14 protein-coding genes are annotated in these 25,846 nt (G+C 44.6%); 3 read left to right on the top strand and 11 right to left on the bottom strand.

Annotation, left to right across the window (positions count from 1 at the left end; translation table 11 throughout):
* Window positions 1-9: 9 nt before the first annotated feature.
* The 7 genes from ACK8P8_RS04550 to ACK8P8_RS04520 form a co-directional block, all read right to left on the bottom strand.
* Window positions 10-798 (bottom strand): DUF4843 domain-containing protein, encoded by a 789-nt coding sequence (locus ACK8P8_RS04550; protein ID WP_410025569.1) that lies wholly within the window; start codon window positions 796-798, stop codon window positions 10-12.
* A gap of 12 nt (window positions 799-810) precedes the next feature.
* Window positions 811-2,232: a RagB/SusD family nutrient uptake outer membrane protein gene (locus ACK8P8_RS04545; RefSeq protein ID WP_186976702.1), complete on the bottom strand. Its 1,422-nt coding sequence runs from the start codon at window positions 2,230-2,232 to the stop codon at window positions 811-813.
* A gap of 14 nt (window positions 2,233-2,246) precedes the next feature.
* Window positions 2,247-5,480, bottom strand: coding sequence for a SusC/RagA family TonB-linked outer membrane protein (locus tag ACK8P8_RS04540; RefSeq protein ID WP_410025567.1), 3,234 nt, complete (start codon window positions 5,478-5,480; stop codon window positions 2,247-2,249).
* A gap of 144 nt (window positions 5,481-5,624) precedes the next feature.
* Window positions 5,625-6,815: a FecR family protein gene (locus ACK8P8_RS04535; protein ID WP_369859295.1), complete on the bottom strand. Its 1,191-nt coding sequence runs from the start codon at window positions 6,813-6,815 to the stop codon at window positions 5,625-5,627.
* Window positions 6,816-7,157: 342 nt separating this feature from the next.
* Window positions 7,158-7,703 (bottom strand): RNA polymerase sigma factor, encoded by a 546-nt coding sequence (locus ACK8P8_RS04530; protein WP_369859296.1) that lies wholly within the window; start codon window positions 7,701-7,703, stop codon window positions 7,158-7,160.
* 111 nt (window positions 7,704-7,814) lie between these two features.
* Window positions 7,815-10,424 (bottom strand): hypothetical protein, encoded by a 2,610-nt coding sequence (locus tag ACK8P8_RS04525; RefSeq protein WP_369859297.1) that lies wholly within the window; start codon window positions 10,422-10,424, stop codon window positions 7,815-7,817.
* 17 nt (window positions 10,425-10,441) lie between these two features.
* Complete coding sequence (locus ACK8P8_RS04520; RefSeq protein ID WP_369859298.1) at window positions 10,442-12,595, bottom strand: cation:proton antiporter domain-containing protein; 2,154 nt, start codon at window positions 12,593-12,595, stop codon at window positions 10,442-10,444.
* Between the two features lie 115 nt (window positions 12,596-12,710).
* On the opposite strand from ACK8P8_RS04520, the gene ACK8P8_RS04515 reads away from it, so the two are divergent.
* Window positions 12,711-15,074, top strand: a complete 2,364-nt coding sequence (locus ACK8P8_RS04515; RefSeq protein ID WP_369859299.1) for a GH92 family glycosyl hydrolase — start codon at window positions 12,711-12,713, stop codon at window positions 15,072-15,074.
* 51 nt (window positions 15,075-15,125) lie between these two features.
* Here ACK8P8_RS04515 and ACK8P8_RS04510 read toward each other — a convergent pair whose 3' ends face one another.
* Together ACK8P8_RS04510 and ACK8P8_RS04505 are read right to left on the bottom strand one after the other, a co-directional pair.
* Complete coding sequence (locus ACK8P8_RS04510) at window positions 15,126-16,142, bottom strand: 2-oxoacid:ferredoxin oxidoreductase subunit beta (RefSeq protein ID WP_099290538.1); 1,017 nt, start codon at window positions 16,140-16,142, stop codon at window positions 15,126-15,128.
* Between the two features lie 2 nt (window positions 16,143-16,144).
* On the bottom strand, window positions 16,145-17,989 hold the full coding sequence (locus ACK8P8_RS04505; RefSeq protein ID WP_369859300.1) for a 2-oxoacid:acceptor oxidoreductase subunit alpha: 1,845 nt from the start codon (window positions 17,987-17,989) through the stop codon (window positions 16,145-16,147).
* Between the two features lie 393 nt (window positions 17,990-18,382).
* Here ACK8P8_RS04505 and ACK8P8_RS04500 point away from each other — a divergent pair, with 393 nt between their 5' ends.
* Both ACK8P8_RS04500 and corA read left to right on the top strand, forming a co-directional pair.
* On the top strand, window positions 18,383-19,933 hold the full coding sequence (locus ACK8P8_RS04500) for a mechanosensitive ion channel family protein (RefSeq protein WP_222621185.1): 1,551 nt from the start codon (window positions 18,383-18,385) through the stop codon (window positions 19,931-19,933).
* Window positions 19,934-19,953: 20 nt separating this feature from the next.
* Window positions 19,954-21,015: a magnesium/cobalt transporter CorA gene (gene corA, locus ACK8P8_RS04495; RefSeq protein ID WP_186976727.1), complete on the top strand. Its 1,062-nt coding sequence runs from the start codon at window positions 19,954-19,956 to the stop codon at window positions 21,013-21,015.
* 124 nt (window positions 21,016-21,139) lie between these two features.
* Here the strand turns inward: corA and ACK8P8_RS04490 are convergent, their stop codons facing one another.
* Both ACK8P8_RS04490 and rpoC read right to left on the bottom strand, forming a co-directional pair.
* The gene (locus tag ACK8P8_RS04490; protein ID WP_099290541.1) at window positions 21,140-21,457 is read right to left on the bottom strand and encodes a DUF3467 domain-containing protein; all 318 of its coding nucleotides are present in this window, start codon (window positions 21,455-21,457) and stop codon (window positions 21,140-21,142) included.
* Window positions 21,458-21,516: 59 nt separating this feature from the next.
* On the bottom strand, window positions 21,517-25,761 hold the full coding sequence (rpoC, locus tag ACK8P8_RS04485) for a DNA-directed RNA polymerase subunit beta' (protein WP_369859301.1): 4,245 nt from the start codon (window positions 25,759-25,761) through the stop codon (window positions 21,517-21,519).
* Window positions 25,762-25,846 lie beyond the last annotated feature (85 nt).

Below are 25,846 nucleotides of genomic sequence, written 5' to 3'. Positions count from 1 at the left end.
TTTATTTAATTAAAGATAAGGATCAGGCATGCTTGTATAGTCTCCGTCTTCCGGATGCTCTTTCAAATAATCATACAAAGGACGGGCCACATATTTCCGAAGCAAGGTCCCATAAGGCTCATACCATGTCTTACGAAACCACCCATAATAATGCGTTCCAGACCAAACCTTTTCACAATCCTTACCCAACTCCGGTTCAAAATACGACGTCCACACATAAGGTTCTTTCTGTTCCACCGCATGATAGAACCGCATAAACAACTCGTGCAAGCGAGGTGTCCACGGCGCCCCAAACATATTACTGTTTGCAGACCACCAATCGGGTTCTGTCAGTTTATTCGGAAGCAAAAGGAAACACTCCTGCGAAACCATCACGGGACGGAAGTTGTCATTTTCCACAATTCTCAACCCAAGCGAAAAAGTGTCCGTTTCGGAATAGGCATAAGAAAAATTCAAAAAACCGAAAGTTTCGCCAGCCGTGATATTACACGTGTCCTTGAAAGAGAAACAGTCGGCAGGTATCGTGGTCAAGGAATCGACCACCTCCACCTTGAAACGCCGGTCGACATCCCGGGTAAATCCGAGGATATCCACCCTCTCACCGTACACTATCCATTTTTCTCCTCCCGATGCCCTTGTAACCACATAAACAGTATCTTTCCCTCCCAGAAAATACACCCCGTCCTTTGCCTCGGCGTCGTACCACAAATATTCTCGTTCGCAGCCCCCAAAAGCGAAAACCGCCAAAAGGGAGCAACAAAGTCCCAAAAATCGATTCAATATCGTATTTACTTTCATATTCTGCTCTATTTACATAGTGAAATCTTCTCTAAACTCAAACTCATCGTCCGGAATAAGCAATTGCCACATCTCTTCGGTCATGGTGATGACGTTCCTATCCACCGCTTCCACGGTTTCCGGGTGACGATGTTTCATCCTGAACCACACCTGCCCCTCCTGTGCCAACTCTCTCCGCCACTCCTTATCAATGTTCTCCAACGTCACCTCACCCTCAAACCGTTCCAAACCGCGCGAAGAGACTAAATCCTCCAAATATTTCCGTGCTGTTTCCGGGTGACTCTCCAACGCCGCCTCCGCTGCTATCAAATACATTTCCGTCACGCGGATCTGATTCACCCCTTCCACGCCCGCTGGCATCAAGGAAGAAATACCCGCCTCCACAGGATCGATTATTTTGACCCATCGGGTAGAACCTCCGGTACCTGGAGGTGCGATAAGCCACTCCTTACGCCAATCGTTTCCCGCCTTAGATTCGTAGAGACTCATATCACTATCGGAAGGTTTATACGCACTGTAATCGGAAGTCGTCAGAAAACACTCTGCCATCGGATCGTACAAATTCTTGTTGGATAGCCCCCAAACGGCTTCCGTTTCAGCCACCACTCCCGCCACGACAAAACGGGCATCTTTCGGATCACTGATCAAAGGAAACTTCTCGGAATCAATGACCGCCCGAGCATATTCCCCCGCCTTTTCCAAATCACCCGGTTCCCCGCGCATGTAATAAACCCGTGCCAGAGTAGCCTGCACGGCATACCAATTAAAATGCACCTCACGATTTCGGCAGATCACAAACTCATGCGAACGCACCCGCGGCAACATCAAGAGCGTGTCGTCCTGCCGCAACAGTTTCTCAGCTTCCAACAAATCGTCGATGATCAAATTGTAACACTCCTTTACTGTCGAGAACGAGGTCACCGAAGAACCAAACCGGGTAATATAAGGAATGCCCCGCTCTCCCAATTTTACCGGAGCATACATCCGGAGCAAATCAAAATGCAGGTAAGCCCGCAATCCCAACGCTTCTCCCCGGTAAAGATCTCCGAACATGAGGCTCTCTCCCTCGTAAGCATCCAAATTCGCCAAAAAACTATTGATGTCGCTAATCGAACGGTACATCGTTTTCCAAATCGAATTGCACACCTCCCTTCCCGCCGGTTTCAAAAAATCATAATGCAGCACATCATACAACGCAGTATTTCCAGGTTTGTAAAACTGTGCTAACAAATCCATCCGGCAAGGCACATAAAAACCGTATAATTCCGGTTTTGCCAATCCGCTATATATCCCATACAGCGCATCTTCCACACCTTCTCGGTCTGCAAACAACGTCTTTTCCAACACTTGCGTATTATCTCGCGAAGTCAGAAAATCATCGCACCCTCCCCACAAGAGAGCCACGAAAACCCATAATATCGTTAATCTTTTCATCGTATCGTCAATTTTTAGAATGTCGGACTAATGGTAAAATTGTATCCTCTCATATAGGGATAACCGGTACCCCGTTCATACTTCACCGTACTCAACCGGGCAATGTCGCTGAAACCGATCCCCAACCCTAACCGCCTCAATCCGATTTTTTTCAACCAATCACCTTCCAAATTATAAGAAATGTTGATGGAGGAAAGATACAATTCGTTATTGCGCTCCACGAAACGTTCCGTGTGACCGGTTGACGGCTCTTTTACATTCGGATACATCACGTAATCGTTCACGCTCTTCCAACGTTCGGTGAACGCCCGACGGTCCACGTTGTTTTCGATGGTGATATTCTCAATTTTTCCTGCCCGCGTGGTATTATAGATATCTCCTCCGAACGTATAGGTCAAGCCGGCAAACAGCGTGAGGTTTTTCCACCGGACACCGGTCGAAATTCCCCCCTGCATAATAGGGATTTTGTTCCCGACCGCCACCTTGTCCTTCGGATCATAAATAAAAGTGTAAGTACCATCCTTTTTGATAAAAATCTCTTTTCCCGTTGCCGGGTCTATACCGGCGGAACGCACGGCATAAATTGCGGTGGAGGATTCCCCCTCCTCCAACTGGATTCTCGGTGAAGAGGTGTTTTCGTCCCGATTTTCCGAATTTATATTTTTCAGTGAATTACTGATCTTTTTGATTTTGTTCTCCGTGTGGCTCGTCGTGAAATTCAATGTCCAGCTCCAATCCTGCGTACGAATAACCGTTCCAGCAATAGCAAGTTCATACCCCCAGTTGGCACTTTCGCCCAAGTTGTATTTAACCTTGTCATATCCTATGGAAGGCGGCAACGAAACATCCATCAACAAATCCTTAGAAATCTCCTTATAGAAATCCAACTTCACTCCTAAACGGTCATTGAATAAGTTGACATCCATGCCGACATCCAATTTCAACGTACGTTGCGATTTCAGTTTGTCATTTCCCATCGCCGACGGCAAAGCCCCGAGATTGTCGTCATACGCATTATCACTATAACTATATATAGTTTGTGCTAGAACTCCCCCGAAATTGTTGCTTCCCACATATCCCGCACTTCCCCGAATCCGGAAACTCTGTACCCATGCCAAATCAGCAATGAATTTCTCGTTATGCAGGTTCCACCCCAAACCAACTGACCAAAAAGGCGCCCAACGCCGGTCTTTAGAAATCGTGGCATTACCAGAAGTTCGATACGAAAAATCCACGAAATAACGGTCTTTCAATATAAAATTGACATTACCGAAATAAGCCACCGTTGCACTATAGGATTCACTCCCGGTAGGATTCCCCTCTTCAGGATAACGCTGCGCAAAGTTCAAGTTATTCAAACGATCTTTCGTAAATCCCACCCCCGAAAAAGCAAACGAACTTCTTTTGTCCTGCGATATGTCCAATCCGCCATGAAAACTCAACATAGTCCCATGCTCGTCCAAAGCAAGATTGTAATTTAACACACCTGAAAAAGCCCAAGAATAATTCTTGTCCCCGCTCAAGTTATAAGAACCTTTTTCATCTTCCTTAATGCCATCTATCAAGAAACGAGAATCCTCCGGAGAAACAAAAGCATCCGTCTGACCGTCTCCCATAGTATAATTGGCATTAGCGGTAAAATATACTCCTTTCACGATATCCCATCTCACACTTAAGTTATTGGAAAAACGCTTGCTCTCCGCTTTACTGAAACTGCTCAACGTGGCATTGTAAATCGGATTAATCTTGTCGTATGACAACACTTTTACCCATTCCCCGTTTTCATCCACAGGCGAATCATAAGGATTGATTTCCACCCACGAATTATAGCTACCATAAGGCGAATCCTTGGAATTCAATTTATTGAAATCGGAACGGAAACTCACCGTCAGTTTGTTGTTCCAAAAATAAGAGAAATAGAATCCCAAATCAAAACTGCGGCGATAGTCCCCTTTCATAACACCCCGATCATCCGAATAATGAGCGGAAATACCGTAGTCCATGCCGCTTCCCCGTCCGGTGATGCTCAAAGAATGGTTATGCGACCAGGAATTGCGCAACGGAATAGATTTCCAGTCGGTATTCACACCGGCATTCACCCGTTTCAATTTCTCGTAATAAAGTTCATCGTATTCACCTATGTTACTATCGTATTTTCCAAACAATCGTTCCAACTCCAATTTCTCCCACGGCGAACAAAGATTAAAAGAAGAAACATCAGGAAATCCAATGTTAGGCACAAAATTATAACGTACCCTCAATTTACTTTCCGTCACCTTCTTTCTCATGACCACGATAACACCGTTGGCAGCTTTTTCCCCATACATTGCCGTGGCGGAAGCATCTTTCAGAACATCCACTCGATCAATGTCAAACATATCCAAGTCATACAATTGCTGCAGGCTGATTTCCACCCCATCCATGATAATCAAAGGACGATTCAATCCTTGTTCCATCTTTTCACTATCAAGCGAATTCATACCCCGGAGGATAATTTCCGGCACCTTATTAGGATTCGAACCGTTGACATTGTCATCCACGATACGCAAACCGGGAACAACAAAAGACAACGCCTTGAGCATATTCGTCTTCGATATTTCCAACAATTGTTCACCCTTTACAGACGTCACCGCTCCCGTATAACTGTTACGGTTTTGCGTGAAATAACCGTTCACCACGACCTCGTCTATCGACTCCACCTCCTCTTTCATCACGATACTCACCTCTTTGCCCGGGGTAACCTTCACTTCAACATTCCGCATTCCCACGAAAGAAGCCACCAGAACGATGGATTCTTGCTCAGGTAACTCCAACCGGAATTTTCCATCCACATCCGTGGAAACTCCGATAGAGGTACCCTTTAACACGATCGTTACCCCCGGTAAAAGTTCCCCGGCCTCATCCTTCACGACACCATTAACAACAATCTTCTTTTTCTCCTGCTTGTCATCCTTTACACGATAGATCACAACCGTTTCCTCGTTAATCTCATACCTCAACCTCGTGTTGCGCAAGCAATAATCCAAAATCTCCTTCATCGATTTTTGCTGCATGTTCAAAGACACTTTAACATCCTTGATCTCGGTCGTCCAATACATAAACGTGAAATCGGTCTTTTTTTCCAATTCCCAAATCACTTGTTCCAGAGAAGCATTTTCCAAACGCACATCCAAAAGCTTATTCTGGGAATGCACCGCAGCTGTCACCTGAAAACAAGTAAGCATAAGCAAACACATTTTCAATGTCATAACTAGTAAAATTTTTTGCCAGATTCCTCGAAAAAAGGTCCCTGAATCTCGTTTTTTCTTCATAATTTTGAAAGATTAATAAATGAACTACTATTTATTAGTTGTCCATGCGTTTGTGTCACCAGCACAAACGCATGTTTTGTCTTATTCGCTTGATATATAAAACACACCATCCTTCCGGGATATAGAAATACTCGGATTTTTCTTCAACATCTCGATAATCGGATTCATGTTATTGTACCTATTTAACTTGGCTCCCACCCGCATATTTTTCGCATCTTCATTCATAAATTCGTAACGCACATTATACCAACGAGCCAAATACTTCATCACATCCTCCAAACGCTCGTTCCGGAACACGAACTTCCCCTCTCGCCAAGCCATGTAACGCCAGACTTCTACTTTATTAACCTCCATAGTCCTTGCAGCCTTTTCGTAAACCACTTGCTCCCCGGGAACAATATCCTTGAATTGCCGACCGTCAAAGACCTGTACTTTTCCCGCCGTTAATGTCGTCGTCACCACCTCTTCATCTTCATAAGCTCGCAGATTAAAAGAAGTCCCCAATACTTTGACCGAAATATCGCGAGTCTTTATCACGAACGGATGCGCGGCATCTTCGGCGACTTCAAAATAAGCTTCACCGGACAACTCCACCACTCTCTGCGCCCCTTTGAAACACACGGGAAAACATAATTTCGATTCCGCGTTCAAATAGACTTTCGTGCCGTCTGACAAGGTCAACGTGTACTCCATTCCCGTCAACGTACTTATCGTGTTTCGGATTTCCTCCTCATCCTTTACATCATGCGCGACATAATCTATTCCCATCGAATCCGTCACGAGCAGAGTCCCATCCGTTTCCTTCATCATGAATGTTTGGTCTTTCACGATATCCACCGTTTTCCCGTCAGCCAATATCAGACGTGCCCCGGTAGTCCCCGCTTCTATCTGGTAAGCAAAAACAGGTTGTTTCGGCTCTTCTTCCCGAGAACGATTCAACCAAAAGAATAACCCGCAAGCGATTAGTATTATCCCCACCGCCGCGTATCTGGAAACGAACTTGAACCGATTTACCCGACCACCTTGCTTCTCTCCCGAAAGCACCTTTATTTTTCGATTCTCCTCGAAAACCTGCCATCCCTCCTGACAATCAAATCGCTCCGCGACACGCACAAATTCGTCATAATTCTCTCTGTTGAAAATCTCCTTAGCCAAACGACCGTTTTCTCTTTCCCAAAGCTCATACTTTTCCCTCTCCTCCCCCGAGTGAGTATTCATGAAAATAGCTGCTAGAATTTCCGCTATCTTAAAATGTTTTTTCGACAAACTCATAATATTTACTATTGCTATTTTATACTATAACACGCAAAGTGCAAAATAGGAATAGTCGAAAACCGAAAAAAATTACAAAAAAATAATCCCAACCCACGAAATTAACCCCATCCCCCCAAGAAATCGCCCTTATTTCACTCAAATTCCACTGTAAATCCGAAGAAGAGTAACCGTAATAATACCTCACCTACCGTACTCTCTCCGTTCCCGCTCTTATGTTGCTACAAAAAAGATTATAGCAACATAAAAGCGGAAACATCCCATAAACGAACAAGGGAGATTATTACTCCGGATTTACTGCGGCTTCAAGGCGGCTTTACCACTACTCTACCAAGATTGAAATCAGCAAAACAATAACAACAAATAAAAATGTTCTTTCAATTGCTCTCTCAATTTACGATAGGCAGTTTGTTTCAGAGATTTCACGGAACCTTCACCAATCCCCATTTCTTTTGCAATCTGGGGATTTGTCAATCCGTCAAGAGAATAACGAATGATAGTCCGCATCTGCGGCGGTAACGCATTTACAGCCTTCCACACTAAAAGATAAGTTTCCTGCGCCACAACCCAATCCTCGAAAACACCCTCGGATTCCAACTCCCGCCCGTATTTCTCCAAATACCCTTGGTTTACTTTCTCGTGCCGCAAGATATTTAAACAACGGTTGCGGGTGATCGTGTAAAGATACGCTTTCACTTTATAAATATCGCCAAAACGTTCTCGTCTTTCCCAATAATCGGCTAAAGCTTCCTGAGCAACATCCTTACATTGCTCGTCATCTTTCAAGTATTTAGCGGCAAAAACACATAACATGATATAGCAATCATCAAAGAATTCCTTGAATGCCTTCAAATCCCCCAATTTTATAGCCGATATAATATCTTGCATTACCCCGATGTTATGTTTATTCAAAACACAAAAATAAATAATATTCAGATACTGAACAAATTTAAATAATCCAAACACCGGAAGGTAAATTCAACATCCCAATGCAACTTCTCATTTCAATATTAACGGTATTCGCTTCCGGCAAATAATTCCATTTGTCGTGATTCCCTCCACGGTAACGATATATTTCCCGTAAGTATCAGCGGTATAGAACGACAGCTTTGCCGGATTTTCCTTGTCTATCGTCACAACCGGCTTCCAGTAAATCGTGGAACGTTCGTCATAGCGGTTGTCCTTGCGTACGGAATCCACGTCATATTTCGGTACATAGAATTCGTCCGGTACTTGATAACCCAGTAGTTTAAACGGTAATACGTTCGGACGTCCCAAGGGTTTCGGAGTCCATCCCGGTTCCGCTGAAATAATCAACACCCCGTTCGCTCCCCGTTCGCCAAAAAAGATCTGTCCCTGCATACGGTCTAACAAAGAAATATTCCGTAACGCACCCACCGGAATCAACCGGATTTGATCCATCGGCTCCTCGAAATCATTCACCAGTACATAAAGTTTACGCCCGAACTGCTTGAAACAATCTTCCCCCTCGTCATCCTTCTCGAAAGTGACACCGGGCAACAATTGGATAATCTGGGTGATATCGAACATTCCGTTCTCGGCAATTTGGGCGGAATCCAACTGGTGGTTCGCCAGATTATCATAGAACGAGTAAGACTTCTTGATTTTCCGCCGGACGACTTGCACCTCGTCCAACACGTATATTTTCTCGCCATTCTCGTAATAGTAATTCAACCCGTGTTTCTTGTAAAATTCCTCTTCTTTCTTTTTCTCCTGCATATTATAGGGTAAGTCATAAACGGCAGGCAGAAATTCATCCTCATCCACTCTCACGGTAACCCCCCGACGCCCTTTCGCGCTCAATGCCTGCACCAGAAAACTCGTGCTGTCATGGAATGCTATTCCATCCACGACAAAATTTCCCGTTTCGTCCGTTTCCACCATACGGCAAAGCCCGTAATTGGAAATCAACACGATATTCGCTCCTTTTGACTTCTTCCCCCAGAAATTATTTACCCGTCCGGACACGATTTGTCCGATTTCCAACGGGAATTTCATTTCAGAGAACTCTCCTTTAGCAATCTTGGAAATGTCAAACCGGGTCCACCCGTGAGTCATCATCACGAGGTCAAGATGCGCAGCAACCTCCGGGGTTGTATCGTTAAAGTAATACGCGGGATGATCTATATACCCCTTTATATCGGAAGTCATCAGCAGATTGGACAAAATATTATCCTCCAGCGAATCCTGCACCACCTTATCATTGTCCGTGACAGAAATAGAAAAAGAGCCGTCCAGATATCCCTTGAAAGGTTCATCGAAATCAATTTCCATCTCCACCAATTCCCGACTGACATAAGTCGGTTTATTCGTGGTGATCTTCAATTCGGGACGTTGTTTGAGCTTCCTGAAAAACAAACGCTGGCTATACACGTTAGCATCCCCGTCCATCAACACGATATGTGAAATTCCTTCCGGAATAACACTCATATCGATACTTCCTTTCATTAATCCGTTTACCCGGTTGGACCCCAGAAGCATACCGCGGCAATGTACCAGAACATACAACTCTTTCGGTAATTTCGCATTCACTGCCTTAATTACCCGATAATGTAACATGGAGTCCTGCCCGATAAGCGAAATACCCCACCCGTCGTCAGAAACCTTGGGCAAATCAAATCGCTTTTCTACCCCTTCTTCCGTTCTCATGACGGCATAAAATTCCTTACCCGGATTCACCGGTAACTTGAAACATCCCATCCCGTCATGTACTGTTTCTATCGTGGCAATCACCACGGAATCCTGATATACTTCTCCGCAGGCATGAACGGCACGCCCATCCGCCCCGATAGCCTTGAACGCCACTTTCTGCCAATTATTGGACAACAACGAACCGCCTTCCGGGAAAAACTGCACGTCAAAATCCCGCAAATGGGCTGGTATATGAATATATCGTTTGAAAGGAAACGGACGTCCCTCCGGAAACTCCACCTCGATAGTTTTCATCGTGGTGTCAATCTTCACCTCGAATTTCCCCTCCTTATCCGTCCGGGCGTTTTTCTTGGAATACTGATCCTTTTTAATTCCGGCAATATAGGTCAGTAAAACCCTATCATAAGGCTCTCCCTCGCTGTCCAGCAACCGAATCGTCGCCGTGTAATTATTCTCCCGGTTTTTCGTGTAAGTCACATCCGTCCACACCTTGGAATCTTCCGGATTTATAACCCGTATTTTCTTCTTGAACAGGAAATTCTCCCCTTGATTCTGCATATAGTAAGTATATCCCCGCAAACAATAATCCCCTTGTTGCAAATCCTTCGGGATATTCACCTGACCGTAAAAAGAAGAATCCCGTGACACAACCTTGATACGCTGCACGATAGAATCCCGTCGGTCTACCAAATCAACATACACGAATCGACTGTACACGATAGGCTGCAAGCCCGCCGCATGAACAAGATACGCCCGAAACCAGACTTTTTCCCCCACGTTATAGACACTTTTATCCGTGTGCAGATAAAGTTTTTCCTGCTGCAATTCCCGAATCTGTGCCGTGAGGTTACTCAATAACTTTTTCTCGAACGGGGACATTTCCTTAAACGCATAAGCCAGTAAAATAATCCCTAAAATGACAACGACTTTTTTCATACACCTACCACATAAAATTATTTATTCCTTTTAAACAGACTCCTCATCACGTCCGCCAAATCATCCAGACTATCATGTGAATCCGCATGCGGTATACTCTTTAGCGCTCCAAGTTCCTGTTCACCTATACCTATTTGCATCGGGTAAATCAAAATACAACTATGCCTATTGAAATATTTGTTCAGATACGTCGGCACCAACGTCATATTTTTCACGTAAGACGGGTAATTCCGACGGCTCATCACGATCATCAAAGCATCGTTCTCCTTCACATCACGGGAAATAATCAGGAAATCATCCCAATCGGCAAATTCATTAAATTCGACTTCAACAGCATGTTTCGCATTCACTTCCTGCAAGACCGACAACACCGAGGCATCAGCATAAAATATAATTTTACTACTCGAATTTTTAGCAATATTCCATATCCGTATAACCCAATACGGAAAACCGATTTCCCGTTCGGCACGAGGGGGAACCACCACGATATATCGTTTGATTGTCGATAAGGGTTGCGACGGACGGTACACCAAAGTAGTCGTCGCACATTTCGACAAAACCCGGTCTGTCAGATTACCTAGGAAAGTATCCGATATCTCGCCCTCTTTACGGAGTCCCAACACGATATCCGTGATCTTATGTTCTTTCGTGGCATTTTTAATACCGTTCACCACGTCGTCGTCATAGCGCAAAGAAGTCACTAACTGGTTGTCCGTGGCGGCTGCCGCTTTCGTGGCTTTTTCCAATAACAGATTCGCTCTTTTTTCTGCCGTCGAATCACCCGTGTCCGCTTTAATCACGTTCAAAGCGGTCATAACCGCCTTCGCTTTCTTTGATTTTATAGTTACGGCAAGATTGACCAACTCTTCCACGTTCTCGATATTACTCAACGGGATCAATATCCGGTCTTCCGCATCCTCGTCACTTTCCATCTCTTCCTCGGCAAACTCCGCCAAGGCTACCTCTTGCGCCCCTTTCTGCGTGGCAAAGGAAGCGACAATACAAGTCACCAGAATCATCACGATCGTACCGTTCAACACGCTCTCGTTCAGCAAACGAATCGGTTCCCCGTTCGGTGTCGTCCCTAATATCACGTTATACCCGACCAACACTGCTGCCAAAGTTGCCGCGGCTTGCGCGTTACTCAACCCAAAAATCAACGTTCTCTCCGAACTCGTGAATTTAAAATTCCGTTGAGTCAACCATGCCGGAATAAACTTGGAAACCGTGGCTACCACCGTCATAACTACCGCTACCCATATCGAAGTCAGATCATTAAAAAACACGTGAAAATTAACCAGCATCCCGACTCCTATCAAAAAGAACGGGATAAAAAGAGCGTTTCCCACGAACTCGATCCGGTTCATCAAAGCGGAAGTATTCGGAATCAGACGATTCAATGCCAACCCCGCAAGGAATGCCCCGATAATTGCCTCCAACCCGGCGGCCTCCGCCAAGAAAGAAGCCAAGAAGACCAATCCCAGCACAAAAATAAATTGCCCTACCCGATCATCATAACGCTTGAGATACCAATGTCCCACGACAGGAAAAACCCACAAGACAATAAACGCGAACAATACCGTCGAAACTCCCAGTCTGATCCAAAAACCTTGAGTCAGTTCCCCCGTAGACATTCCGACAATCACCGCCAACACGAGCAGAGCGAGCAGGCAAGTAACAACAGTTCCCCCGATCGCAACATTGACCGCCCTGTTTTTCGTGATCCCGTATTTACTGACAATCGGATAAGTCACCAAAGTATGCGAAGCAAACATACTCGCCAACAATATGGAAGTCGGATAAGAAAAATCCAATAAATAGACTCCCGCAAACGTTCCCAGAATCATCGGAATAAAAAACGTGTACAAACCGAATATTAAACTTCTCTTGCTATTCTTTTTGAAATCCGCCATGTCTATTTCCAGACCGGCAACAAACATGATATACAATAATCCTACCGTCCCGAACAACACGATACTGCTATCCCGATCCATAACGTGCAGGCCGTAAGGACCTATCACGGCACCGGCTATGATCAAACCGACAATATCCGGAATCCGGAACCGATGTAACAAGAGAGGTGCAAACAGAATAATAAAAAGAATTACAGAGAATATCAACACCGGATTGGTCAAAGGTAATGTAACGCTTAGTATATTCAGATGCATCATAGGAGAAAATTTTAATTCTTTGCATTACAAATTTATTATTTTTTACCGAAGAAGAAATCTAAAAAGGATAATTTTGTCGGCAAAATCATTAAAACTTTAAAAATAATAAGCATCCATGAGAACTCTCAGTAGCCTATTCTTGTTAATATCACTACTTTACTCGTGTCAAGACACGAACGTAAAAAAGCAACCCGTTGATTGGGTAGACCCACAAATCGGTTCCGTGCATTGTCGTTGGTTCTTCTATACACCCGCGGCACTCCCCATGGGTATGGCAAAATTAGCCCCGACGACAAACGCCTATGGAAGTTACGGAAGCTGGACTCCCTGTGGATATGATGACCGTCATCATTCGCTCGAGGGCTTTGCCCATTTTCACGAGTTTCAAATCGGGGGAGTCGTGACAATCCCAACCACGGGTACATTGAAAACACTTCCCGGTTCTCTTGAAAACCCGGATGAAGGTTATCGTTCCCGCATCGACAAGAACACGGAATGCTCCACACCGGGGTATTATTCCGTGAATCTCACCGATTACAATATCAAAGCCGAACTCACGGCAACAACCCGCACGGGTTTTCACCGCTACACTTTCCCCGAATCATCGGAAGCAAGGATATTATTCGACATCGGACACAAACAAGGTGAAAGCGCAACCGTGACCGATGCGGAAGTAACCTATCATCCCGAAAGCAACGAGGTGACCGGTTGGGTGGAAAACTACCCGGTTTACGCTATTTTCTGTCAGCCGGAAGGAAAAGTAAAAATCTACTTTGCCGCCAAATTGGACAAGCAACCGGAATCCGTCGGTACATTTGTCAATGACAAGATTACCGAAAATTCTCATTCCGAACAAGGTCCCGGATGCGGATTATTCTTGAATTTCAAGACAAAAGAGCAGGAACAGATACAAATGCAGGTAGGACTATCCTACACGAGCATTGAAAACGCCCGCAACAATCGGGAAATAGAGTCAAAAGGCAAAACATTCGACAACGTGAGAAACAGCGCTCGCGAAACATGGAACGAAATGCTGGGACGCGTACAAGTCGAGGGTGGAACCGATGAAGATAAAACCAAATTCTACACCGGACTATACCATGCTCTACTCGGCAGAGGCATTGCCAACGACATAAACGGGCAATTTATTCAACATGACAAGACGATAGGTCAAATTCCTCTGGATGAACACGGGTTACCGCAATACGCCCATCACAACACGGACGGCATGTGGGGCGGCTTCTGGAACCTCACGCAAATATGGACTCTCGCCTACCCGGAAATCTATTCCAGCTACGTGAAATCCAATCTCGACTTCTACAAGAATTCCGGTTGGTTACATGACGGCGAAGCCGCAGGGGTCTACACGAATGGCGTGCAAACCAACTTTCAGGGGTTAGTGATTTGTGCCGCTTATCAGGCAGGCATCCGGGACTTCGATATCCACACGGCATGGAATGCCGTGCGTAAAAACGAATTGGAATACATCGGCAGGGACATGGGTAACGGGAAATACGATAACGAATACTTTATCAAGAGAGGCTACATACCCTTGAAAGATTACGTGTACCCGAACGAGTGGGTATGCAATTTCGGGGCATCCCACACGCTGGAATACGCGTTCAGTTGCTATGCCGCGGCACAATTGGCAAAGGCCTTGGGCAAAACAGCCGAGTATGACACGCTGCTATATTACTCGCATGCTTACAAAAACCTTTTTGACCCTGAAACAAAATACATGCGCCCGCGGGAAGAGGACGGCACATTCATGAAAGATTTCGACCCGATGAAAGGCTGGAAAGGATTCCAAGAAGGGAATGCCGCCCAATACACGTGGTACGTTCCGCATGACGTGAAAAATCTAATCTCCCTCATGGGAATAGATGTCTTCAACGAAAGATTGGAAAACACGTTCGCCGAGTCACGCAAGACTCTTTTCGGCGGCGGTAAAGAAATCGACAGTTTTTCGGGTGTCGAGAAACTATACAACCAAGGTAATCAACCTTGCCTGCACGACGCTTGGTTATTCAATTATTCCGGCAAACCTTGGCTGACACAACTATATACCCGTCTAATTTGTGACGAGTTTTACGGGCTCACCCCCGAACACGGCTATGGCTACGGGCAAGATGAAGACCAAGGACAACTGGGAGCATGGTACGTACTGGCTGCCATGGGGCTGTTCGACGTGCAAGGGGGAACAAACATCACCCCCTCCTACCAAATCGGTAGCCCGAAATTCAACAAGATTACAATCAAACTTGACCCGAAATATTATTCCGGAAAAGAATTTATCATTGAAACGGAAAATTGCTCCCCGACAAACTATTACGTTCAATCCGCCACGTTAAACGGCAAACCGTTGGACGACTGCTGGTTCTATCGTAAGGAAATTATAAACGGCGGACATTTAAAATTAAAAATGGATTCTATTCCCAATACCCAATGGGGTATCGCATCCATGCCCCACTCGAAATAAAAAATAGAGGCGTTTCATTGAAACGCCTCTATTTTTTTATTATCAAACAATTTATTTTACCTCCCAAACGTCACCGCTGTTCAATAAATCGTCAACACAATGAATCGGTGATTTTGCTTTCACGTCTTCAATCTGTCCTTCCAGTGCATCATTATAAGTAATGCCTTCCACATCACGGATAACTCCCAATGCCACGGGATATTCCGGAGCTTTCATATGCACCAGCATCCAATGTATAGAGGGATTCACACTATGAGCGTCATGTACCATGATATCGTCAAGAGTGATGCCATCTTTGCCAATCTCCACAACTTTCAACTTTCCGGCTTTCATATCGAACATGATACCTTTATCTTTGTTCTTTCCAAAAACCATCGGTTCGCCGTGCTTCAAAATCAACTGACGTTCCTCTTTCATTTCTTTATCGGTAATCGCAGCATGAGCACCATCGGCAAAAATCACGCAATTCTGAAGAATCTCCACAACTGCAGTCCCTTTATGACGCACACCCGCCTCAATCACCTCGGCAGTCAAATTAATATTCATATCCAATGAACGGGCAAAGAATTTTCCTTGTGCACCGATTACCAATTCTCCGGGATTAAACGGAGTCTCAATCGTACCGTAAGGAGAAGTTTTAGTCTTCGTACCCAATTTCGTGGTCGGAGAATACTGTCCTTTTGTCAGACCGTAAATCTCGTTATTGAACACTAAAGTGGTAATATCGATATTCCGACGGATAGCGTGAATAAAGTGATTACCCCCGATTGCCAACGCATCACCGTCACCGGAAACCTGAAGGATATTCAATTTCGGGTTAGCACTCTTTGCCCCGGATGCTATCGCGGCAGCACGCCCATGAATCGTGTGGAAACCATACGTGTTCATGTAGTAGGGGAAACGAGAAGAACACCCGATTCCGGAAATAACTGCCCACGATTCTTTCGGGTACCCCAATTCAGCCATGGCCTTTTGTACAGAGTTGATGATACCATGGTCACCGCAACCCGGACACCAACGAATCTCTTGGTTGCTCTTAAAATCTTTCGGTGTATATTGTTCTGCCATGATTATTTTCCTAATAATTCGGTTATTTTTTCTTTCAGCTCAACTACCGTGAAAGGTAATCCTGCTACTTTGTTATATTGATAATAAGTATATGCCGGGAATTTAGCTCTCAAATATTGAGCAAATTGTCCCAAGTTCAACTCGCAAACAATAATCTTTTTGAATTTCGCAAGCACTTCACCCGTGTTCTTCGGAAGCGGATTAATAAAATTAAAGTGAGCCAAACTAACATCCGCACCCTCTTCTCTCAGTTCCTTTACCACGGAATACAAGTGACCGTAAGTACCACCCCATCCGACAACAAGCACGTCGCCACCATCTTGGCTTCCGAACACTTCCTGTTCCGGGATATAATCGGCAATCTTAGCCACTTTCGCATCACGCAAGTCAGTCATCACCTGATGGTTTTCAGGAACATAACTAATCTCTCCGGTAACATTTACTTTTTCCAAACCACCGATGCGGTGTTCCAGACCTTTCGTTCCCGGCAAAGCCCACATTCTAGCCAAAGTTTCCGGATCACGAGCGTAAGGCTTGTAATCATCTCCCTCTTTAGCCACTCTCGGGGTTATCACCGGAAGATCTTTCATTGCCGGAATCCTCCACGGTTGCGCACCGTTTCCAAGATAACCGTCAGTTAACAGAACAACGGGAGTCATATGTTCAACAGCTATTTTAGCTGCCCAGAACGCGTAATCAAAACAGTTACCCGGGGTACTTGCTGCTACAACAGGCATAGGACTTTCACCGTTACGCCCGTAAAGAGCCTGCAACAAGTCGGATTGCTCCGTCTTCGTGGGAAGACCTGTTGAAGGACCACCGCGTTGAACGTCAACAATAACCAAAGGCAATTCAGCCATTACAGCCAATCCGGCAGCTTCGCTCTTCAATGCAAGACCGGGACCGGAAGTAGTAGTTATAGCCAGATTACCCACGTAACTTGCACCGATAGAAGTACAAATTCCGGCAATCTCATCCTCTGCCTGATAGGTTTTCACTCCTAAATCGCGTCTTAATGCTAATTCCTGTAAAATATCCGTTGCCGGAGTAATAGGATAAGAACCGCAGAACAAAGGTAAATTAGCCTTTTCAGCCGCTGCAAGGAATCCCCACGCAGTTGCCTTGTTTCCGGTAATCGTACGGTAGCGACCTTTTTCTATATGAGCGGGAGCCACATTGAAGTGTACAGCTAAAGCGTGTACGTTGGCAGCATAATTAAATCCGCTTTCCAAAACTTTCACGTTAGCTTTCGCGATCTCCGGTTTCTTACCGAATTTTTGGTTAATAAAATCTCTCGTGTGATCTACCGTACGGTCAAACATCCAGTATATCATACCAAGAGCAAACATATTCTTACATTTAACGATAGATTTTTGATCCAGACCGCTGTCTTTCAAAGCTTCTTCCGTCAAAGTTGTCACTTTTACCGGGACTACATTATAATCCTGCAAGACAACATCTTCCAATGGATTTGCCTTATACCCTGCTTTCTCGATGTTCTTATCATTAAATGCATCCAAATTCACGATAATCGTTGCACCCTTTTTAGCCCAACGCAAATTAGCTTTCAGAGCGGCAGGATTCATCGCCACAAGCACATCAGCAAAATCACCCGGGGTTTTCACCGGATTATCCCCAATATGTACCTGAAAACCGGAAACACCACCTACAGTTCCTTGCGGTGCGCGTATCTCCGCGGGATAATCCGGAAACGTTGATACTCCGTTTCCAAATAAAGCTGCAGCATCCGAGAACTGCGAACCCGTCAATTGCATACCGTCTCCCGAATCCCCCGAAAAACGGATTACAATATTTTTTTTGTCGATAACTTCTGTCTTTTCACTCATGACTTAGTTACTTGTTCTTTAATATTAAATTACAAAATGTATATTACAAAATCACACAATTTTTATGTTGTAAAACATGCGTAAAGGTAGCCAATACAAATATCTAAACAAGTTTGCATCATTATTTTTTTCTCTCGATATATACCATTGACAATCAAGCCTGAGCATGTTGAAAAACATGTTTTTCAACACAAATAAAATAAAACAGTTCTAAACAAGGCTCGTTTTTCCGCCTTTTTTTGTTACTTTCTTGTTACGGTTGAAAATTCCAATGAATAATTTCCCTTTCAAAATGGAACAAAAACCTACCCAAAATTGTATAGATAATAAGTTTTGTATAATTTTATCGAATATATCGTGTATAATAACATATTAAATATAAGACATATTACCATGAAACATTACTTGATTCTTCTCTGCTTGGTTATGGGGATCGCAAGTTGCGGAAAGAAATCAAAACTCTCCGATTTCATCGAAAATCCCGACGACCGAAACCCGTACACGATCAGCGCCAATCACGTGGGACCTATTCAAAGAGGCACGAATATCAACAAGTTATACTCGTTATACCCTAAAAAACAAATCAAACTGATTAAAAACAAAGAAGGATTCTTCAATCAAGAGTTTGACGACTACAACGTGTATGACCGGGAGGGGAAATTATTATTCACTGCCACCTCCGAAGTCGCGGGAGATACCAGTTCATACATCAACCGTATTATCATCCGGGATACCGTCTTCAAGACGGCAGAGGGCATCGGGCTCAACTCCACGCTGGGACAACTCCGGGATGCCTATCACAATATTCATTTCCTTCCCTCTTCGGGCGAGATCGTTGTTTCTGTTCCGAAAGTCAGCACAAACTTTCTAATTAACAAAGCTAACTTGGATGATTCTTGGTGGGATAACACGAACAATGAAGTAATCGAGAAAAACATTCCGGACAGCACACAAATAGACGGGGTTATTGTTTTCTGGAACACGAAAGAGGCCGCATCACGGGTTCCGGCTGTATTCACGGCAAACTTCTGGAATGAAATGCTGACCAAATTAATCACTTGGTGCGTGATACAACTTCCCTCCATCGCGATATTAATCGTCCTTTTCGTTTCATTACTCCGGGCATTACGCTTCACAACCAAAAAAATGAAAAAAATTGCCGTATCAAAAGCCCACAAAGCCGCAGATATTGACGACATGGAAGCGGAAAAACGGATAAACACACTCACGGGTATTATATATGGTATCGGAAGAATCTTCTTATGGGTCATCTTCCTTTTGATTCTTCTCGGCAAATTCAATATCAACATCGCCCCCATCCTTGCCAGTGCCGGTATTGTCGGTCTGGCTGTCGGCTTCGGCGCACAGGAACTCGTTCGGGACTTTATTTCCGGTTTCTTTATCCTGCTGGAAGATCAATTGCGTACCGGGGACTGGGCTGTTATCAACGGCACGGAAGGTTTGGTCGAGAAAATAGAACTACGTACCGTTACCCTACGGGACAGTTCCGGCATAGTACACATTTTCCAAAACGGAAAAATTAATACCCTCTCGAACATGACAAAAGAATGGTCTGCCATCGTCCTGCAAATCGGTATAGCGTACAAAGAAGACACGGACAATGCCGTCATGCTCATGCAGCAAGTCGGTGATGAAATGTATAACGACCCAGTTTACAAGGAACTGATGCTTGAACCGATATCCATCAGCGGCGTCAATGACTTCGCGGACAGTGCCGTTGTTATCCGTCTTGTCCTCAAAACCAAACCCATGCAACAATGGGCTGTCGGAAGAGAATATCGCAGACGTTTGAAAAAAGTATTTGACGCGAAGAACGTCGAATTTCCGTTCCCATACAGGACTCTCACGTGGGGCGATAGTTCCAATCCCATCAAACTAAAAATAGAAAACTCCGATTCGGACACTTCCGATATTCCAAAATAACTTTTAATTTATATTGCATTATGGCTAGATTTCTGAAAGATCGGACAAAATCACAAGGAGCCGCTCCCGGTTCCCTTATCTTTATCGGGAAACAGAAAATGACTAAAAATTCGATCCATGTCATACAATACACCCCGGAAGGAGTCAAAGAATCCTTTCCGGAAACAGTCGACGGTATCAGTAATATGGTATCCAACGACCACATGACATGGATCAACATATCCGGTCTTCAGAACACAGGCCTGATTGCCGAAATAGGAAAAGCATTCGATATATCTTCCCTTTTTCTGGAAGACATTTTAAACACAGACCAGCGTCCCCGGTTCAGCGATGAATCCGACCACCTGTACATTATTGCCAAATCTTTCTATTTAGGCAAAGAAGATGATGTCGTGCACATGGAACAACTCTCTTTCATCGTCGGCTCACACTACCTGATTACGGTACAGGAAACCGACGCAGATTATTTCAAGGATGTAAAGAAACGCCTTTATGACGGGAAAACCCGTATCCGCACTTATGGCACGGACTATCTTTGCTATGCGCTGCTGGATACGATTGTAGACAGCTATATCATCAACTTGGAAATACTGGGTGCCGATATTGAGTCAAGAGGAAAAACAATTCTCGAATCCGACGTGAAAACAATAGAAGGTCTTTATCATTACAAAACGGAATTATCCTACATCCGGAAAAACGTCCGTCCTTTCAAAGAAGTCACCTCCCGTTTCACGAACTGTGATTCGCCCCTAATCAATGAACGCACGTACACCTATCTGCACGACTTGGACGACTTGGTTCTACAAGCACAGGAAGCCATCGAAATATACTACTCCATGGTATCCGACCAGATCAATCTTTACCAAACCAACACTAGCAACCGGATCAACGACGTCATGAAAGTATTGACAATTTTCTCCGCCATCTTCATCCCACTCACTTTCATCGCCGGCATCTACGGAATGAACTTCCAATACATGCCCGAACTAAATCACCGCTACGCTTACTTCATCCTATGGGGTATCATGATTCTCATCACCATCATCATGCTACTCTATTTTAAACGGAAAAAATGGCTTTAGTAATTTTAGATTTACGATTTCAGATTTATGATTCCAGTCGCACAAATCTGCGCTTTTGATTGCTAAATTACAAATTGAATAAGTACGTGGGAATCTAAAATCATAAATCTGAAATCGTAAATTACTAAGCCTGTCCCTTCGTTCCCAAATCCAACGGGAACATCGGGGTTCCGGGACCACCACCTTCGGGCAAGTTAATTTTACCGAAATTCATTTCAAATTTACGGATGTTATCTTGTAACGCCAACATCAAACGTTTGGCATGTTCCGGGGTCAGTATGATACGACTCTTCACGTCAGCCTTCGGCACACCCGGCATAATACGAATAAAATCCACGATAAACTCCGACGAGGAATGGGAAATTATAGCCAGATTAGCATAAGTCCCTTGTGCCACCTCATGACTTAATTCGATATCAAGTTGTTGTTTTTTCTCTTCCATAATGGTTCGGTTATAGTTATAAAACAATAGAGGCGCCTTTCGGCGCCTCTATCTTATCGTTATTTTTCCATCCTTTCGAGATCCGCCTTAGAGCCTACGATCATACCTCTAAACTCTTTCATACCTGTTCCCACTGGTATCAAGTGACCGCAAATCACGTTCTCTTTCAATCCTTCCAGAGGATCGACCTTACCGTAAATTGCAGCTTCGTTCAACACCTTCGTGGTCTCTTGGAATGAAGCAGCAGAGATAAAGCTTGCCGTCTGCAATGCAGCGCGGGTAATACCTTGTAATACCTGTGCCGAAGTTGCGGGCACCGCATCCCTAGCCTCTATCACCTTCAAGTCACGACGTTTCAATTGAGAGTTAATATCTCTCAACATACGTACCGTGATAATTTGTCCCGGTTTCACCCGATCCGAATCTCCGGCATCCAGTACAACTTTCTTACCGTAGATTGAATCGTTTTCTTCCATGAACTCACCTTTGTCAACGATTTGGTTTTCCAAGAACCTCGTGTCTCCGGCATCTTGAATCAATACCTTACGCATCATTTGATGTACGATAATCTCGAAGTGTTTATCGTTAATCTTCACACCCTGCATACGATACACATCCTGTACCTCGTTCACGATATATTCCTGTACTTTGATCGGTCCCTCGATATTCAGAATATCGATCGGGGTAATCGCACCGTCAGACAACGGGGTTCCGGCACGTACATAGTCGTTCTCCTGAACCAATATCTGTTTTGACAGAGATACCAGATACTTCTTCACCTCTCCGGCTTTAGAAGTTACGATGATCTCGCGGTTACCGCGCTTGATCTTACCATAAGTTACCTCCCCGTCAATTTCCGATACAACCGCGGGGTTCGACGGGTTACGAGCTTCAAACAACTCGGTAACACGAGGAAGACCTCCCGTGATATCGCCTGCCTTACCAACAGCCCTCGGAATCTTCGCAATCGTACTACCTGCCGTTACCTCTGCACCTTCTTTTACAACGATGTGAGCGCCTACCGGCAAGTTGTAACTCTTGATCATATTTCCTTCCGCATCATTGATACGCAAAGCGGGAGCTTTCATCTTATCACGGAACTCGATGATAATCATCTCTCTAAATCCGGTCGTTTCGTCAGATTCTTCCTTGTAGGTTTCACCCTCAATCAAGTTCTCCAACCCGACAGTTCCGGCAAATTCAGTAATGATCAACGCATTGAACGGGTCCCATTCACAAAGCAACTCACCTTTATTTACTTCATCACCATCCTTCACGAACAATTTAGCCCCATAAGGGATAGCGTGAGAAATCAATATAATATTCGTGTTTTTATCCAGAATGCGCAACTCCGTCAAACGTCCGACAACAACGTCACAAGTCGTTCCGTTATCCAACACATGCTCGACAGAACGCAATTCCTCATACTCGATATAACCGTCATATTTCGCTTTCAACGAGTTCTCGCTGGAAATATTTCCGGCAGTACCTCCCACGTGGAAAGTTCTCAATGTCAACTGGGTACCCGGCTCACCAATAGACTGTGCCGCAATAACTCCGACAGCCTCACCTTTCTCAACCATACGGCTGGTAGCAAGGTTACGTCCATAACATTTAGCACAAACTCCTTTCTTCGCCTCACAAGTCAGTACAGAACGTACTTCAACTCGCTCGATCGGTGATTTTTCAATAATATCGGCAATCACTTCCGTGATCTCGTCACCCGATGCCACGATCAATTCACCGGTATTCGGGTGATAAATATCATGCACGGACACGCGTCCCAATATTCTCTCGGACAAAGAAGATACGATCTCCTCGTTATTCTTGATAGCCGAAATGGTAACCCCTCTCAACGTACCGCAGTCTTCCTCGGTAATCGTGATGTCATTTGCCACGTCAACCAGACGACGAGTCAGGTATCCGGCGTCTGCCGTCTTCAATGCCGTATCCGCCAAACCTTTACGAGCACCGTGGGTTGAAATGAAGTACTCCAACACCGAAAGCCCTTCCTTGAAGTTTGCCAAAATCGGGTTCTCGATAATCTGACCACCGGTAGCTCCGGATTTTTGGGGTTTCGCCATCAATCCACGCATACCACCCAACTGACGAATCTGCTCGCGAGATCCGCGGGCTCCGGAATCCAACATCATGTAGATAGAATTGAATCCCTGATCGTCAGATGCCAACTGCTTCATCAAAGTTGAAGTCAAGTTAGCGTTCACGTGTGTCCAAATATCGATAATCTGGTTATATCTTTCATTATTGGTAATGAATCCCATGTTATAGTTCATCATCACCTCTTCCACTTGATCGTATCCCTCCTGCAACAAATCTTGCTTGTTCTCCGGCACGATAACGTCACCCAAGTTGAATGACAAACCACCCTCGAACGCCTTACGGTAACCCAAGTCTTTGATATCATCCAAGAACTTGGCGGTCACATCCACCCCGCAACGTTTGAACACGTCACCGATGATGTCACGCAAAGCTTTCTTCGTGATCAAGGTATTAATATACGGATAATTCTTCGGGGTAAACTGATTCAATATCACACGACCGACAGTAGTCTTAATCATGTGGTTGATCGCGTTCCCTTCATTATCTACATCATCAATTTTCACTTCAATCTCGGCATGCAAATCCACAGCCCGCTCGTTGAAAGCGATAATCACTTCCTCGGGAGCATAGAACTTCAAACCTTCACCTTTCACGCCTTTTCTCGGTTTCGTGATATAGTACAAACCGAGTACCATATCTTGAGAAGGTACCGTGATAGGCGCACCGTTAGCCGGATTCAAGATGTTATGCGAACACAACATCAAAATCTGCGCTTCCAGAACAGCCTCGTTACCTAACGGCAAATGCACAGCCATCTGGTCACCGTCAAAGTCGGCATTAAATCCGGTACAAGCCAAAGGATGCAAACGAATAGCCTTACCCTCGATCAATTTCGGCTGGAAAGCCTGAATACCCAAGCGGTGCAAAGTCGGCGCACGGTTCAACAAAACCGGATGCCCTCTCAACACATTTTCCAGAATGTCCCAAACAATCGGGTCACGACGATCCACGATCTTTTTCGCACTCTTCACCGTCTTCACGATACCGCGCTCGATCAACTTACGGATAATAAACGGCATGTACAATTCGGCTGCCATATCCTTCGGGATACCACATTCGTGCATCTTCAAGTCCGGCCCAACGACAATTACCGAACGCGCGGAATAGTCAACACGCTTACCCAACAAGTTCTGACGGAAACGTCCTTGTTTACCTTTCAAACTGTCGGACAAAGATTTCAACGGTCTGTTATTCTCGATCTTTACGGCGTTAGACTTACGAGAGTTATCGAACAATGAATCCACGGCCTCCTGCAACATACGTTTTTCATTACGTAAGATCACATCCGGAGCCTTGATCTCGATCAATCTCTTCAAACGATTGTTACGGATGATTACCCGTCTGTACAAATCGTTCAAATCGGAAGTCGCAAAACGACCACCATCCAACGGAACCAACGGACGCAACTCGGGCGGTATCACAGACAACACCTTCACGATCATCCATTCCGGTTTATTAATCTCTTTACTCTCGCGGAAAGCCTCTACAACCTGCAAACGTTTCAAAGCTTCGTTCTTTCTCTGTTGAGAAGTCTCCGTGTTCGCTTTATTTCTCAAATCATAGGACAAATCATCCAAGTCCAGACGCTCCAACAACATGGAGATCGCCTCGGCACCCATCTTAGCAATGAATTTATTCGGATCATCATCATCCAGATATTGATTATCCGTCGGAAGCTTATCCAGAATATCCAGATATTCCTCCTCCGTCAAAAAGTCCATTGTTTTGATACCGGTATCACCCATGATACCCGGGTTCACCACCACGTATCTCTCGTAGTAAATCACGGTATCCAGTTTCTTGGAAGGCAAACCTAACAAGTAACCGATTTTATTCGGTAATGATTTGAAATACCAGATATGAGCCACCGGAACCACCAATTGAATGTGCCCCATGCGCTCACGTCTTACCTTCTTCTCCGTCACCTCGACACCACAACGGTCGCAAACGATCCCTTTATAACGAATACGTTTGTACTTACCGCAATGACATTCGTAATCCTTCACCGGTCCGAAAATACGCTCGCAGAACAAACCGTCACGTTCAGGCTTGTAAGTACGATAGTTAATCGTCTCCGGTTTTAGTACAGCGCCACTGGATCGTTCCAGAATCTCTTCCGGCGAAGCCAACCCAATCGCTATTTTAGTAAAACTCTTTACTTTATTGTCTTTTCTGAAGGCCATATTTTATTTGTTAATTGAAAATTGAAAATTGAGAATTGAAAATTAATAGACTTTCTTTCCCCATTTTCAATTTTCCATTTTCAAT

Source organism: Butyricimonas muris, from assembly GCF_046365375.1.
Classification (GTDB): Bacteria; Bacteroidota; Bacteroidia; order Bacteroidales; family Marinifilaceae; genus Butyricimonas; species Butyricimonas muris.
The sequence above is the reverse complement of the archived record's forward strand: the minus strand, read 5'-3'. Positions and strand labels throughout refer to the sequence as shown.

Excerpts from the sequence above, each read along its gene's own strand:
- ACK8P8_RS04550 (WP_410025569.1), bottom strand. The coding sequence starts at position 798 with ATGAAAGTAAATACGATATTGAATCGATTTTTGGGACTTTGTTGCTCC.
- ACK8P8_RS04545 (WP_186976702.1), bottom strand. The coding sequence starts at position 2,232 with ATGAAAAGATTAACGATATTATGGGTTTTCGTGGCTCTCTTGTGGGGA.
- ACK8P8_RS04540 (WP_410025567.1), bottom strand. The coding sequence starts at position 5,480 with ATGACATTGAAAATGTGTTTGCTTATGCTTACTTGTTTTCAGGTGACA.
- ACK8P8_RS04535 (WP_369859295.1), bottom strand. The coding sequence starts at position 6,815 with ATGAGTTTGTCGAAAAAACATTTTAAGATAGCGGAAATTCTAGCAGCT.
- ACK8P8_RS04520 (WP_369859298.1), bottom strand. The coding sequence starts at position 12,595 with ATGATGCATCTGAATATACTAAGCGTTACATTACCTTTGACCAATCCG.
- ACK8P8_RS04490 (WP_099290541.1), bottom strand. The coding sequence starts at position 21,457 with ATGGAAGAGAAAAAACAACAACTTGATATCGAATTAAGTCATGAGGTG.
- ACK8P8_RS04515 (WP_369859299.1), top strand. The coding sequence starts at position 12,711 with ATGAGAACTCTCAGTAGCCTATTCTTGTTAATATCACTACTTTACTCG.
- ACK8P8_RS04525 (WP_369859297.1), bottom strand. The coding sequence starts at position 10,424 with ATGAAAAAAGTCGTTGTCATTTTAGGGATTATTTTACTGGCTTATGCG.
- ACK8P8_RS04530 (WP_369859296.1), bottom strand. The coding sequence starts at position 7,703 with ATGCAAGATATTATATCGGCTATAAAATTGGGGGATTTGAAGGCATTC.
- corA (WP_186976727.1), top strand. The coding sequence starts at position 19,954 with ATGGCTAGATTTCTGAAAGATCGGACAAAATCACAAGGAGCCGCTCCC.
- rpoC (WP_369859301.1), bottom strand. The coding sequence starts at position 25,761 with ATGGCCTTCAGAAAAGACAATAAAGTAAAGAGTTTTACTAAAATAGCG.
- ACK8P8_RS04505 (WP_369859300.1), bottom strand. The coding sequence starts at position 17,989 with ATGAGTGAAAAGACAGAAGTTATCGACAAAAAAAATATTGTAATCCGT.
- ACK8P8_RS04500 (WP_222621185.1), top strand. The coding sequence starts at position 18,383 with ATGAAACATTACTTGATTCTTCTCTGCTTGGTTATGGGGATCGCAAGT.
- ACK8P8_RS04510 (WP_099290538.1), bottom strand. The coding sequence starts at position 16,142 with ATGGCAGAACAATATACACCGAAAGATTTTAAGAGCAACCAAGAGATT.